General features: G+C 54.8%; 6 protein-coding genes (1 of these 6 only partly in view). 2 read left to right on the top strand and 4 right to left on the bottom strand.

Going from position 1 to position 15,445, the window contains the following annotated elements; genetic code table 11:
- From HEQ34_RS03645 to HEQ34_RS03660, 4 genes are all read right to left on the bottom strand, one after another.
- On the bottom strand, positions 1 to 9,885 hold the start of the coding sequence (locus tag HEQ34_RS03645; protein WP_296197529.1) for a YDG domain-containing protein. It extends 17,793 nt beyond the left edge of the window; the window shows 9,885 of its 27,678 coding nt (coding positions 1–9,885); the start codon lies at positions 9,883 to 9,885; its stop codon lies off the left edge, out of view.
- Between the two features lie 14 nt (positions 9,886 to 9,899).
- Positions 9,900 to 11,495 (bottom strand): POTRA domain-containing protein, encoded by a 1,596-nt coding sequence (locus HEQ34_RS03650; protein WP_296197532.1) that lies wholly within the window; start codon positions 11,493 to 11,495, stop codon positions 9,900 to 9,902.
- Between the two features lie 53 nt (positions 11,496 to 11,548).
- Positions 11,549 to 12,295, bottom strand: a complete 747-nt coding sequence (locus HEQ34_RS03655) for a SapC family protein (protein ID WP_296197535.1) — start codon at positions 12,293 to 12,295, stop codon at positions 11,549 to 11,551.
- 614 nt (positions 12,296 to 12,909) lie between these two features.
- Positions 12,910 to 13,407 (bottom strand): Lrp/AsnC ligand binding domain-containing protein, encoded by a 498-nt coding sequence (locus tag HEQ34_RS03660; protein WP_296197538.1) that lies wholly within the window; start codon positions 13,405 to 13,407, stop codon positions 12,910 to 12,912.
- A gap of 115 nt (positions 13,408 to 13,522) precedes the next feature.
- Between HEQ34_RS03660 and HEQ34_RS03665 the strand changes: the two genes are divergently transcribed.
- Together HEQ34_RS03665 and HEQ34_RS03670 are read left to right on the top strand one after the other, a co-directional pair.
- Entirely contained in the window at positions 13,523 to 14,809 is a 1,287-nt protein-coding gene (locus HEQ34_RS03665) for a cystathionine gamma-synthase family protein (RefSeq protein ID WP_296197541.1), read from the top strand.
- A gap of 191 nt (positions 14,810 to 15,000) precedes the next feature.
- Positions 15,001 to 15,420 carry an aminopeptidase P N-terminal domain-containing protein gene (locus tag HEQ34_RS03670; protein ID WP_296197544.1) on the top strand — a complete coding sequence of 140 codons (420 nt, stop codon included), beginning with the start codon at positions 15,001 to 15,003 and terminating at the stop codon, positions 15,418 to 15,420.
- The last annotated feature ends 25 nt before the right edge of the window (positions 15,421 to 15,445 follow it).

Here is a 15,445-nt window from a genome sequence, read left to right on the forward strand (position 1 = left end):
CGCATTCGAACTGCGATAAGTAAAGCCTTGGCCTTCACCGGCAATACGAGCAATCAGTCGCGTCACGGAGTTATCGGTATCTTCAAGGGCCGAAGCATTGGCCGCATCAATGATGAGCTGGCCAGCACTTATCTGCGTGCTGCCATCGGCTTGCGAGACAGCGCCAGATGTCGCCAGCAGCTTTACGGTGCCGTCGGCGCCAGAGACACCAGATCCGGTTTTGGCACCGCCGCGGGCCGTAATCGTCCCGGCGACAGACAAGCTAGACCCGCCAGATGTCAAGGTGATGGAACCCGCATTCCCGCCATTGCTGTCATTTGCTGTAGCAGCCTGACCCGAAGAAATGATGGTGCCGACAAGCAGAGCGCCATCTGCGCCAGCCGCGGTCGACGTGAGCGTAACTGCGCCACCTGATGTGCCAGCCGTCGTGCTTTGCGTGTCAATTGTTGTACTTCTGGAATCAATCGACGGAGCTGCGATCGTAATCGCGGCGCCACCTGAGACTATACCCGTCGGATTTACCGCGCCGATTGTGAGCGCAGAAAGTGTTGTAAATGTAACCGCACCCGTCGCATCCGATGCAAAAACCGAAACGACGTTAACGGGGTTGGAGAAGGTGTCTGCCAGATTGAGCGTGAAGATACCTGTACCACTCAGGCCAAGCTTGGCCGACTGAATGGCACCAGATTGCGTAACCGAACCGCCCGCCGTCAGAACAGTGGATGCGCCAGTACTAATCGACGATACGGCAAAACCATTACTGTCTGTGTACCGAATTGTGCCGGTAGCGCCGGTATCTGTATCTTCACCCAAAGTGGAGCCAGCACCAGCAGTGTCGGCGGCATTGCGCACGGCAATGTTGACTGTCGCGACATTGTTACCAGCAGCAGTTAACAGCACGCCAGCGCCAGCATTATTCAGCGTCTTAATCGTGAGCGTGTTGGCTTCAACCGATCCGGTGCCCAAGGCACTGGATGCGGCTGTCGAAATGACACCCTTAGATGTCAGGGTGACCGTACCTGCGGACTGGATTTGCGCAACGCTAAAGGCGTTGGCGTCAAAATAGCTGATCGCGCCTGCACCCGCCGCCGTATTGGCGGCGTTCCGGGTGACCAACTTCACCGTTGTTGCATCATTCAAAAGGTTTGCAAGAGTGATTGCGCCAGACCCAGCTGTCGCATTGTCGCGCGCAGTCACGCTGATCTGAGATGTGCTGATTGCCGCGCCATTATATTGCTCAATCAGCCCTACGCCGCTGATATCAAGCAAGCCGCCACTTGTGATGTTGGACAGACGTATCGTCCCACCAGCCGCAATAGAAATCGAACCAGTGCCCGATTCATAATAATAGAATGGGCCCATCGTCAGACCACCCGGCTCCGTCGCGCTAACGGAGATGTTGCCGGTCGATCCCGTCTTGAGCTTCAGAATATCTGTCGATGACCCGGTCGAGTGGGTGATTGTTTGACCGGACACAGTGATATTGCCCGACGTTGATAGAATGCTTTTCGCGAGATTGACCTCACGGTCAGCCGTGATGACGACATTACCTGACGTCGTTGTAATGGTATTGTTGACCTGGGTATCGCCGGTTGTTGCCGCGCCAAAATTGGCGATCAGAGTGATGCTGCCGGCACCTGTGGTCAGGTTACCAGGCGTCGACAAGTCACCATTTTTCGATTGGAAATAGATGTTACCGGTTGTGGTGGTAAGATCTTCAGGCGTCAGGACCAAATTGGTGCCTGCAACGGCTGTTATCGATGTCGTACTCGCCAGCTTCCCGGTCAGAGAATTCAGGCTAAGCTGGTTGATGTCGGCGATACTGACCGATGATCCCGTGCTGTTTAGCGTCACTTGACCGCTGAAATTATTCAGCTCGCTCGCCAGGTCGATGGTCGAAACACCTGCATTTATATCCGCTGTCGAGGCGTAGACAGCCGACCCTGTTGTTTGGCTGACGCCCACACCCTTAAGCACGAGGTTAAAGCCAGCAACATTCAGGGTCTGCGCCCCTAGGCGTAAAGCACCGCCAGTCGTCTCGATCGTCGATCCAGCTCCGGCTGTAACCGTCCCCGTGACGGCAAGGCCAGCAGCGCCTGCTCCGCCAATGTCCTTAAGCGACAGCGCGCCCGTGGTCGTCAGCGCCCCGAGATTATCAATGGCAATGTTGTTCGCCGTCAGAACCCCAGTATTACCGGTGAGCGTAGCCGCACTGACAAGACCAGTGGTCGTCGTCTGCGACACGGTGCCAGATAACGGCGCGGCGGAAGTGCCAAGAAGAACGCCGCCACTGGTGGCGGTTACGATATTCACCGTGGCGTTGGCAGCAGCAACAATCTGGATCGCCTCCGCGCTGGAGCTGGTGGTGATGACAGTACCGCTGAGCGTAATGCTGTTGCTGCCGGCACCGCCGCCGCCATTGATGGCGATGGCGCCACTTCCGGCGCTGATCGTGCTGGCCGTCGACTGAGTTACAGTGGCACCTGCCAGATAAACATCACCCTGCGCAGTAACGGAATTACCACCAATGGCGAGAATGCCAGAGGCATCTCCTTCTGCTTTGGTTGTCGTAATCCGAACGCCGCCGGCGCTGGTAACGGTGCCCGTGATCGACAGGCCAGCCGTTGAGTCGGCGATGTCCAAATCATATTGGGTCGCGCCCAGTTCTCCGACTTTGGAAATGCCGAGACTTTCAAATTTGTTCCCGCTGTTGGTCAGCACAACCGAGCCGCCAATGGCACTGGTCGCCGTCCCAAGCGTTAGCGCCTTTGCGTTGACGGTTGTTGCGGTGGCTTGCAAAATATTGCCCGTGATCAGGCCGATAGTCGCAGTGTCGTCGCCCAAGATAAGCGTACCATTGGGCACGATGATGCTAGGAAGCGTCAAGTTGCTAGTTCCGCGAACGGTGATCGCGGTAGTCGTATTGTTGAGGGTGTTGAGTGTACCGTTGAGCGTAATGTTGCCAGAGGCGGTCCCATCATGACCCGTCAATGAAATTTTGCCGCCCGCTGCTCCGTCACCAGCCACCGCGCCACTTGTTGAGCCGTTGGCGTTAATCGTCCCGAGGCTCTGGTTTATCCCGCGCCCCGCAAGCGTAATGTTGCCGCCGCCGTTGACGAGATATTCGCCTGCCTTGATATTGAACGACTGGAGATCGAGCAAGCCACCCGCTGTCTTGAGTGCAACGCTGCCGTTCGATGTACTGATGTCGCCAGAAATCCGAAGGCCACCGCCCGTATTGTTAAAGCTGAAGTCACTGTCGCCATTCTCGCCCTTGATGTAGAATGGCCCGATACCAGCGACTTGGTTATTCTGGTTCAGGGTTATGTTACCCTGCGCCGATGGCGCGGCATAAACGGGCGTCCCGCCATTTGCGTTGATCCCCACAAGATTGCCCGTGCTAGTGATGACACCAGCTGTCTGCGTGATTTTGTCGTTCGAATAGAATTGCACACCGCCCGACCCTGCAGTGATGTTGCCAGCAATGTTGACACTATAGGTATTTGCCGTGGCGAATTGATAACCAGACCGGATGGCAACGGATCCGGACACGCCCGAGGAAATAACGCCGGCAGAGGAACTGGAGAAGGTTCCTCCTGCCAGAAGCTGCATACTACCAGCCGCTGAAATCGCACCGCCGATAGTCAAGGTTTGGCCTTGGTAGGTAGTCAATACAACGGAGGAGGACGTGCCCGAAGAGGTGATGCTACCCGTGTTGGAGAATGCCCCTGTCGCGCCACTTGTATACGCAGTGGAGATGGCGATGTTGCCGGTCGTGTTGATCGTGCCGCCAATCGTGATGCCGCGGTAACCGTTGATGGTTAGCGACCTATCTGTACCCTGCGTTGTGACGGAACCCGTCGACGCAACCGCGATTGTGCCGCTACCGTCGTTCGTTTGTAGAGTTATCGCGCCCGTGTTGGACGTTACCGCACCGGCAATAGACATAGCGCCGTACAATGACGTCATCCCGATATTGCCAGCCGCAGTCACCGAACCTGTCGTCGCGCTTACTGCCTGCGTGGAGTTACTCATCAGAGTAACTGCACCCGTTGTTGATGTGAGCGCGCCTGAAACTGAAAGACTGCTGTCCGTCCGCAGATTAATCGCACCGCCAGCGGTTAAATTCGTCACGGAACTGAAGCTGTTAGCCGACCGGTCCAGCGTAATCGACCCGCTAACTTTACCTGAAAGCGCTGTCAAATCGACATCATTCTGCTGCGTGACATTGCCGGCAACGCTTTCTGTGGTCCAACCAACAGCAACGGAGGAGATGCCTCCCGCGCCAGCCGAAACAGAAGTCACAGTCGCAAAATACTTGCTGCCCGATGCCGCGGCCGCATTTGCGCCGGTGATTGTTTCGGTCAAGGTGCGGCCAAACATGTCGGTGCCGGTCACAGTAAAGGTGCGGGCGCTATCATCCGCGCCGCTGGTGATGACAATGCGGTTCCCAGTGGACGACGTGGCAACGCTGCTTGCCGCGGCAGTGCCGTTGATGGAGAGCGCCCCTCCTTGATCAGAAATTTCCTGACTTGCAGAAACGGCCGCAGTTACCAAATCCGCACCGAACTGAAGCTTGGCAAAATTGCTCTCGGTGTAACCGAGTTGAACATTATTAGCATTCTGAATGTAATAATTCTGTGCCGATGAGTTTGAGCGCTGTGTCCCTGACAGCGTCACATTCCCGCCGTTTGGACGCAATATTAAGTCGCCAACACCCGACCAGATATTTGCACTGGACGTAATCGACGTCCCCTCAAGGGTCACACCATAGCCTTGTATATCAATGCCATTGACAGTCAGAGCGCCCATGGTCTTGATTTTGATAGAAGATTGATTGGCGCCTTCATGAAGACTGCTCTGAAGGACCAGATTGTTCCCTTCAGTGTCAGCATCAAAAATCGAGAATGACCCATAACGCAAGATGCGGTCGACGGCACGGAATTCATTATTAGGATTGGTCAGCGCAATCGCACCGGAGCCGGCCGATGCATCGCGCGCTCTTATGTAGAGTTGGCCGACCTTGATCGCCGTACCGGTATTTTGCGAAATAGTGCCGGTGAACCAGTTCCAATAATTGCCTCCAGAACCGGAGATGCCATAATAATTATCATCACCGATGAACATGCCGCCACGTGATGCTAAGGTACCAGCCGTAATATTCCCAAGAATGGCATTCGTAAAGCCATGCACCATGACCGAATTGGTCGATGTGTTCCCAGCAACAATGTTACCCTTAAAGTCGATGACTCCGCGGTTGTTGCCGTTGTTGTAATCATATCCGTAGAGATAGACTTGGTTGGATGCGGTGATTGTCGATAACGCACCCTGCGTGATGCCAAGACCAGTGAGCGTTGCGTTGCCCGCCGTAGCCGTAATGTTGAAATTGCCGAGAAGGAGCGCCCCATTTCCGGTCCCGATGTCCACCGACGTAGCCGTCACATTTCCCGTCAGTGCCATACCCGCCGTGTGGCCCACGGCCTTTACAGTCAGGCTGCTACCAACGTCGAAATTGCTCAAGGTATCAATTTTATTGACGGACGATGTGATGGAAATCGAACTGGCCGATGACACCGTAAGGTTGGCGATATCAATCTTATCTGTCTGGTTCCAGACGTCGACCTGGGAAAGCGCACCAGAAATTGTATCGGAAGCCGCAAGCCCGACAGAAACATTCGCCGCTGTCGCATTTGTGGCAACAACGCTGGTAATCGTCTTATAGCTCTTGGAGGATGTGACGCTGGAGGCAGATGCACCAGAAACTGTTTCCGATTGCGCATTGCCGCTGGCATCGGTGCCGGTGATGACAAAACTGTTCGACGTCTCATTGCCCGTAAATGTGAGTTTTAGGGCCTTGCTTGTCCGCAGGCGCAGTCCGCTCTCCAACAATGTCAAAGCGCCGCCCGCAGCGACGCTTTGCGCAGGCGCAACTGCGGTGTCAGAGGCAACAATGCCGATCTGAAGGGTACCCAGGCCCAAAGTGCCGTTATTTATGTTAACAGTCGAGAGATTGACCGCGCCCGCATCGGTGATGAGAACCGCAGGCGTGCCATTGGTGTCCGCATTGGTCGTCGATACCAGCGCATATTGGGTGATGGTATTGCCGCCGCCGAACATCCGGATTTTCCCGGTCCCGGCGTTATACACACTGCTTGATGACTCTGAATTGTTGGTGATGCCACCAAGGCCCGTCAGCGTAATGGCGCCGTTGGAAGTCAAGATGCTGCTGTTATTCTGCGTAGCCGACAGCAAACCCTTGGTTGAAATCGTCACTGCGCCGCCGGCCGTCGTTGTCGTGCCGCTGATCGTAAGTTGCGTATTGGTGCCCGTTGCCGATACCGACACGGGCGCGCCACTCTGCGTCAGCGTCGCGTTCATATTGACGGAGAGCGCCGAGCCAGAGCTGGAGGACATCTGCAGCCCGTTTGCGCCATTATAATATTGGAAGGTGCTGGTATTTGTCGCCAGCGTGATCGAGCCCGTCCCGCCCAGCGACACCAAGCTCTTGGCTGAGATACCGGCAGCAAGGCTTAGGTTGCCGACGCTGGAAAGGGAAATATCGCCCAGTGCAGTCGTATTGCCCGACGTGCCACCGCCAATGGTGCTCACAACCGTGACAGCGCCACCCGTTCCGCTAACAGTGTTAAACGTCAGATTATTATATTCACTGGTCCTGCTGTAGAGCGTCGAGTTCAGGGAGATCAGACCGGTGCCGCGCGTGAATGTAACAGGCGCATGCATTTCCGTGGCAATCGTTGTGAACGCGCCGTTATTCAGCGTGAACACGCCGTTGCCACCGCTGGTGTCGATAACGACTGGCGTGTTATCGGCCTGCGTCGTGACATTCCCGATGTTAAGCTTGGATGACGTGGCGATGCGCACGCCAGTTGTCCGGCCACCGATGCTGGTGCTGCCATCTGTCTTGAGGCTGGCAAAAATATCAGTAGTGACCGCCGAAGTCACATCCAGCGAATAAAGCGCGGCAGTCTGGCCCACCGCGCCACCGAGCCGCACGTTACCCGCGCCTGCCCTGAGGGTCAGCGCCTTCAATGCCGCGCTGGATTCTGAGTCCACCGTTCCAAGTAAGAAAATGTACCCAGTGGTGGCACCGGTATCAATACTGATGTGATCATTCAGCGTAACACGGCCATTGGCCGTGATGTTGCCGCCAAGGCCCTGCGCAGCAACGCTGGAACCGCTAAATTCTCCACCGATCGCCGTCAGGTTGCCTCGCAGAATGGTCCGGTTGGTTCCAGTCGTGCTCAACGTAATCGAGGCAGCGTTACCGCCGTTATCAAGCCCTACGCCACCGTCGCCAAGAGTGTCATCGCGCTGCGGCTGGCCACCGGATGTCGTAATGGCAGCGACCGACACATTGCCACCCGATGAACTGATGTTCACTGTCGCCGCGTTACTGCCGGCGGCCGTGTCGTTAGCAGCGCCGGTCGTCGTGACGTTGTTCAGTATAACGCCCGCTGCACCGGCGACAGTGACAGATCCCGACGTAGTGCCGGTGTTGACAATGGCTGTAGTAGTAATATCTGCGCCAGCGCTGGTCGTAATAGACCCCGTGGTTGATGTGATGTTGACATTGCCGCCCTGGGTCACAATTGATGTGGCGATATTCACTGCAGTTGCCGAAATAGTTACCAGTCCGCTGGCCTGACCTGCGTCGCCGCCCTGACCCGTAATCGCCTGCGCGCTCACGCCGAGCGTGATGGCGTTCGCCGCGCTGGTCAGCGTGATGGCGCCGCCGCCCGTAACTGTATTGAATACCGTATCGCGGGTGATGGTGTTGATCCGGATAAAGCCTGGCTTGTCGGCTGAAAGCGTCACGTTGCCGGCGGCCGAAAAGGCACCAGTCAAGTCAATGTTGCCGTCAGAGCCGGGAGAACTGGTTATCGACACCGCACCCTGCGAAGTAAACGCCGACGTGCTGGTGACGCTGCCCGCCACTTCGATGGTCGCGCCGAGCGTACCGGCACTGATCGCCTTTAATTCGGTATTGCCAGTGCCCTTCAGATTGATCGATCCAGCGCCGCCAGAAGTCGCCGTGACCCCTGAAGAGAAGATATTGGACGCATTTGAGGCAGCGACGTTGCTGGCTGTGGCGGATGTGGTCAGCGACGCAAGTGTCTTGGATTCAACATAACCGCTCAACGCAATTCCGCTTACCGCGCTGACGGTCAGCCCCTTGGAAAGCAAGCGGATATTGTTGGCTGCGTTGAGCGATACCGAACCCGAAGCGGTGGCACTTAAGCCGTCCGCCGTTCGGCCAGCTTCAAGCGTTAGTCCACCGGAGAGGGCTAGAATATTGGCATTTATAACAACATTGTTTGCGGCCCGCAGCGTCAGGTCGTTGGAGGTGACCCAGCTGATATCGCTGGCGACGGTGATGTTGCCAGCCTCCAAGTCGCTTGATGATCCCGAAGTAACAACGACGTTGCTTGTTTCAAGCAGGTTTCGAATAGTCGAAACGGTGAGGATAGATCCAGAAGCCGAGGCGTCGGTTCCAGTTACACCCGCGTCTGGTCCAGCCGCCTGGATTGTCAGATTATTAGGATCGAGAAGCAGCGTGCCTGTCTTGCCAGCAGCCGCACGCAGATCAACCGATCCGGTGAAATCAAGCAATTGCTTACCCGATACTTCGACTGAACCACCATCGCCGCCCTCCGCGCCACCGCGCGCAGAAATGCTGCCCGCGAACTGCGTTGCCTTATCCGACCATATAACGACATGACCGCCGTTGCCGGAGGTCAGAGCGTCAGCCTTGATCGAGGCGCCCGCATCCACCGTGGTGGTGCGGGCATTCAGAAGATCGGGCGAAGCCCCTTGGAACCCGCCGCCAATGTCCACCGCGCCGCCGCCGCTACTGCCCGTCGCGTCGACCGATGCGCCACTGCCCACGAACACATCGCCGCCGGTTATCGCGATCTGGCCACCAATACCGGAGAGATTTTGCGAAGAAATCGCGCCCGTCGCTTCAACACGGCCGGTTACACCGCCCGCAATCACAATCGAGCCGCTCTCGATCTTGCCCCCGGCAACAATCCGGCTCGTTACGCCATCACCGGCATTAACAATCGCCTGCGCCTGCTGCAAGTTGGACGCGATGGCACCATCCATCAGCCGCCGCTCGGACGACAGCGTCATGATAACACGCCCATCTGGAGCAGCAATGAGGCCGTGATTTTCGATTAGTTGATCGACCAGGGCCGGATTGACCTGAACGGAGACAAGGTTGTTGCCTGCGACGTCCAGTGTAAGTTGCTGTCCGCCAGCAAGAGCAACAGTGCCCATCTGGGCAAAAATGATACCTTCGTTGCGCACAGTCGGCGCGAGCAACGCTGCGTAGCCGTTGACAACAATTTCGCCCTGATTGACGACCGCGCCCTTAATGCCGTTGCCCTTGAAGTCGTACCGGCCAGCCTGAAAATCTTCGTCCGACAGCGTCAATGTGCTTGCAACAATACCGGCGGCATTGATCCGGCTACCGACGCCAAAAACGATCCCGCGCGGGTTCAGGAGGAAAATTTGGCCGTTCGAGGTCAGCGAACCAAAAATCTTACTTGCATCATCACTCGTCACGCGGTTGAGCGTGATGGACCCGCTGTCTGGCAGCACATAATTAACGCTCGCGCCCGAAGCGATATCAAATGTGTTCCAGTTGATAACGGCTTTATTGGTCGACTGGTTAATGACCATCTTCGACCCCGACTGGGAAATCGTGGCATCACCCGCAGCGACGGTTCCGCCCGTCGGGAGATCTTCAGCGTTAGCTGGACAGCCCAAAACAAGGGTGAGCGCACTACCAGCGAGAAATAGTCTCCTCAGTCTCGTGGGAACGGCCCGGCCTGGGTTGAGCGTGATGGTTCGTTGCAACATATTCATTCCAGACATCAAAAGCTCAGCCGCGCGCTGACCCATGTTTTTATACTGTTATCAAATGCATCCGGCGCGCGGATCGGCCGCCCAGCGGAGGCCTCAATCGTCAGCCCTGCCAGGGGGCTCCAAGACGCCCCCACGCCCACGCCACGCAGGCTAGTGGGACGGTTGGCGGCCGCGCCATATACTTTACCGAAATCATAAAAGACGGACGCAGTCAGCGTCGGCGCGAAATTATGTTCATATGTCACGCGACCATTTAGGCCAGACCGACCGGATACATCTTCATCGTTGCTAAACGCTGCAACTCCACTCGTCCCGTTGATCATCATCAACTGCGACGGGTCCAGCTTTTCTGACGCTACCTGACCGCTGACCCGCAATATAATCGCGTCTTTTTTGGTGAGATTCTGGCGACGGTTTATGTAACCCAACATCCGGACATGGCTACCTTGCGAGGCTGTGTGGCCAGCAAGAACGTTAATACCAAAGGCAGAAGTGCCCCCCGCCAACAGATCATCTGCGGCCGTCACGTCGATTGCAGCTGAACCGAAAACCAACGACCTCTTGGTCGTCAAAGTCACGACACGATCCGAAAACGCCCTATAACCACCCTCAAAGCTGAGCATGACGGCGTGATCGAACTGGAGCACAACGGGGTAACGCAGGCCGAATATAGCCGCGGCGCTGCTGCCCTTTATGTCGATGGGCGTGTTCAAAAGGCTGTACCGAAGCCCCGATAGCGCCAGGCTGCCCGAAAGTCCGTCACTGCCGATCGGCAAACTATATCCCGCGCGCCCATATTGGACACCCCGCGAAGCCAAAGCCGTTAGCGAAAGTTCGTCGCCGAATGTTGCGAGCGGATGGGCGCTAGCACTCAGTATGACGCGCTCCTGACCGGAACGCGCAGAACCAGCCCGATCAACCACCACGTTAAATGACTGCGTAGAATTTAGGACGGGCACAACCACAACCAACGACGTGCCGTCGGACGATCCAGAGCGCAGCACAGTTTGAAAATCGGTTCCGGGAAGTTGATTTAATAGAAGTGTGCCCCGCTCAATACGGCGCAGGTTGAGATTGTCGCCAGACTTCAACCCAGCGCCAACAAAGTCCTGTATGCGGCCTTGATTCGAACCGCCGAACGAACCATCAATTTCTATTTTATCGAGTCGGCTTTCCACAATTTGAATGCGGACAATTCCATCGACGACATCCTGCTCTGGCACCACGGCCCGCGCCACGTAATTTTGATCCTGATAATATTTGCCGATTAGATCAGCAGCATATTGGAGTTCAGCCAAAGCTAGACCCTGCCCCACGAAGCGTTGCAAAACGGGCGCAAGGACATCTGCCTTAAACACCTTATTGCCTTCGAACCGAAACCCGGAAACGACAATATTAGGGCCGTCGGACTTCGTTGGCTCAACGACGGTAACTTCTGGGCGAACTTTTACCGACTGCTGAGGCGTTTCCTTGGGCTCTGTTTGCCGCAATATCTGGGCGCCAACATTATCGGGCTGAAGCTGTGCTTGCGCCTCGGGAACACCAGACAAAGCGAGCCAAAGACCGAGCGCCGTCACAATGAACTTCCGCAAATTTCCGTGCATTATTAAATCCCTGATGCAAAATTCATTTAGATTTCGCGCGCGCGCCTTCGGCGTCACACCGACTTAGATTGTAGAGTGAAGATGTCGGAAACCACGCCCAATGAGGCCTGGTGAAGGTGAATTAAGCGCAGCGCCCCACTCTCATTCAGCGCAGCAAGCGTTTTGGCTGAAAGCGCGTTTAACTTTTCGTCTGTCACCATCTTAAATCCGCGGTAGACGGAGGGCTGCGCATCGCCTTCGCGCTGAATGGTGAACTCGCCTTCGGTCAACAGGTCATGCTTCACCAACAGATCGACGAATGCGGTGGTCTGCAGCGCGGCGACTTCAAACTGCTCGCAGAAGCTCAGAATAGACTTGCAGCGCTCCGATGGTTCGGTCCCGTCGAACAACGGCTCGCCATCATCGAACGCGCCAACGAGGTCTGACGTGGGATCTACGCACAAAGAGAGTGTTTCCTCGCTTGGCTCAAGACGTGCCAACAGGAACGGGTACCGCCGCGCATATGCGGGGATGTACATTTCTGCTTTAAACGCGCCATCGTCAGCCACATAGACATTGGCCCCCTCATTCAGTCCCATCAGCGCCAACGGTACCGGCGCGTTTGCGGATGAAAAAATGATCGGGAAAACCCGCTGCGCCTTCACGAACTCTCCGGTTGTAAGCGGCACAGCGTGCTGATTAGCCATCCATGAGGCTTTATCCGTCGTCCGCATATGCCAAGCTTGGTGCGCGCCTGAATTTAAGGGCACCAGTTCCTTGTAGAACAAAGGCAGCGAGGGATTATCTTGCGAGACAGTCATTTCAAAACACCTAGAATTAAGTTACAGTTCTTGACTAGATGTTACAAAACCCCAGCAGTGTTGTGTGCCAAACAGCGGCAACAATGCATTGTCAATTTCTTTGCTTGCAGGACACAATTGATAACATTTGCAAAATCGGCTGGCACTTTGGAGGCTCTCCGGCAAGCCGATAATCCGTCGTCATTTTTGGGTTGTTTTGGGGCTGCGCCTGGTCGATGCCATGACGGTGTCACCAAAACCCTCAAGAACTCGCCAGTGAACACGAATCGAAACAGACGTCCGCCAACAGTCCCCTTTTGCTGCGAGCCGACTACTTTTGAACACCATATATATCGGGCGCGATCGGCGGTTAGGGTCAGGACCACTTAAATCCACCTTCGCGGTTTGAGGCCATACTGTTCAGTGCAAGGCAGCAAAGCGCAGGCTTAGTGGTTCTAAGGCGCGCTTTGCCAACGCGGCAATGGACAGTATGGGTCAAATCCTTCGGACGCCAAAATGGCTTCGATCTCAAAGCAAAATGCCCTTGCAGGCAGAATGACTGCCTGCGGCGGACATTTTCCTTCGATATCTTTGCCATTTTGACGCCGCGAAGGTGGATTTAAGTGGTCCTGACCCTAGCAACTCTGCCGACCAAGGGGCGTCGGATGCGCTTCTACACCAAATGGTTTTTTCACGCTGCGGAGTGCAATCATAGTTCTAATGTCAGAGATTGCGGGATTACATAAGAGATGCTCCGTCAAAAACCTTTCGTACGCATTAAGGTCAGCAACCGCGATATGAAGCAAATAATCAAAGTCGCCAGAGATAAGATCACAAGTTGCCACTTCAGGATGCGCTCGAACCCATTCTTCGAAAGGCAATACATGCTCGCTAGAATGGCACTGCATTTTCACACCAACGTAAACAGAGAAAGCCCTCCCCAGCCGAGACACGTCCAAGTGCGCATGGTATCCCGAAATCAGTCCTTCATGTTCCAATCGGCGAACTCTGCGTAAGCACGGCGATTCAGATAGTCCCACGCGGTCAGCAAGTTCAATATTTGAAACTCTGCCGTTCGACTGCAGTTCGCGAAGGATAGCAATATCAATCTGATCAAGCACGGTTTCCGCCACTAAACATACCTTTATTGCAAGAAGCTGCCAATTTAACGCTCAATCGCCAATGAGAACGCAAGGACACGCGTCTCGAAATCATATACCTGTTTCGATGTAGAAGCGGAGGTGATCAATGAAAAGAACCATTTTGAATATTGGTGCGCATCGGCTTCAGCCGTCCACTTTAATGATGAGCTACGGTTTCGATCCTAAGCTATCGGAGGGTGCTATAAAGTGCCCCATATTTCAAAACTCGACTTTTGCGTTTGAAAGTGCGGCGGCGGGAAAATCGTTTATGCAGATCGCATACGGGATCCGTGATCGCGAGCCGTCCGAAGACCCTGGCCTCATATATTCTCGAATTAACAATCCGACGCTGGAAATTCTGGAGGATCGCCTAACCTTATGGGACGGCGCTGAAAATGCGCTTGCTTTCGGAAGCGGAATGGCCGCGATCTCGACCACAATTTTAACATTCGCGCGGCCAGGCGATGTCATTCTATACTCGACGCCAGCCTATGGTGGAACAGAATTCCTGTTCGAGAAGCTGCTGCCGCAGTTCGGAATTCGCTCACTAAGCTTTCCGGCTCGTGCATTGGAAGAAGAAGTTACGTTAGCTTATGATCGTGCTGAGCAGCTTGCTGGCGAAGCCGGTCGCATCCCGTTGATTTTTGCTGAAACCCCCGCCAATCCGACCAACGATCTCGTCGATATCGCTTTGCTTAGGCGCGTTGCTGAGAGTCGGTCACCCAGGAGAGATCAACGTGCTAAAGTCATTGTTGATAACACACTGCTCGGCCCTCTTTGGCAACAACCACTAAAACATGGGGCTGACATAAGCATCTATTCCCTCACAAAATATGTCGGCGGACATAGCGATTTAATTGCAGGTTCGTGCCTTGGCACCGCCGCCGACATCGCTTCCATTCAAGTTATGCGCACAATTTTGGGCACGATGGTGGATCCACACACTGCTTGGCTTCTTTTGCGGAGCTTGGAAACGCTATCGATCCGGATGCGAAAATCAGCCGAGAGTGCTGCCATCGTCGCTAATCACCTGCGAAACCATAAAAAAATAGCAGCCATTCAGTATCTAGGATTTCTTGATACTGAAAGCGAGCAGGGCAAAACTTTTTCCGCCCAATGCGAGGGAGCCGGATCTACATTTTCGATTATACTGCACGGCGGAGAGCCCGAAGCTTTTCGCTTTCTCGATGCACTTCAAATTATCAAATTAGCTGTCAGTTTAGGCGGAACCGAGAGCTTGGCATCTCACCCAGCTGGAATGACACATGTGGACGTCAGTGAGAGAGCAAAGCAAACTTGTGGCATTTTACCTAGTTTAGTGCGTCTATCGATTGGCGTCGAAGAACCGGAAGATTTGATCGCTGACCTAGAACAGGCGCTCGCCAAGGTTTAAGAACTGATGGTTGGGTTTTAAGCTTTATGTCATTCTCGGTCGCGACGAAGATAGGGACGGTTCGCTTTCTATGGATATCAGACATCTCACTTGCTGCTACGATAATTTCGATTGCAAGACCTGATCACAAAAGTGACACTTAAGATGACGTGTTATGATTCAAGGGACAAGAAAAACTGACTCGCCGGCTAATGCTTGGTGCCGGACTATCTGCTACAGTAGCCATTACATTTCCTCTCCATGGGCAGGTTTTTCCACCGCCAGAATATCGCAGACGGGCCGGAACTTTTACCTTTGAACCTGCGGTGTTTCGCGAACATCGCGAACGACTAATGCGAGGACTCAAAACAGGACTTGCGGTCGTATTCGGAGCCGATCAAGTTGTTACCGAACCGCCCGCTGGCCCCGTGTTTCGACAAGATCCAGACTTTGCGTGGCTGACCGGCATTACAGATGAACATGGGGCGGTGCTTTTGTTGGCGGCGGGAGAGCGCGACACTTCTAATCTTGAGGCCACAGGTTCGACTCCTGTAGGGCGCACCATTCCATTACGGGTCTCAAGAGACCTTTATTTGGCTCCGCTACAGGCAACCACGCATTTGGTGCAGTGATCGCCTAGTCCAGTAACAATATCTT

It is taken from the genome of Sphingorhabdus sp. (assembly GCF_023910635.1).
Lineage (GTDB): Bacteria > Pseudomonadota > Alphaproteobacteria > Sphingomonadales > Sphingomonadaceae > Sphingorhabdus_B.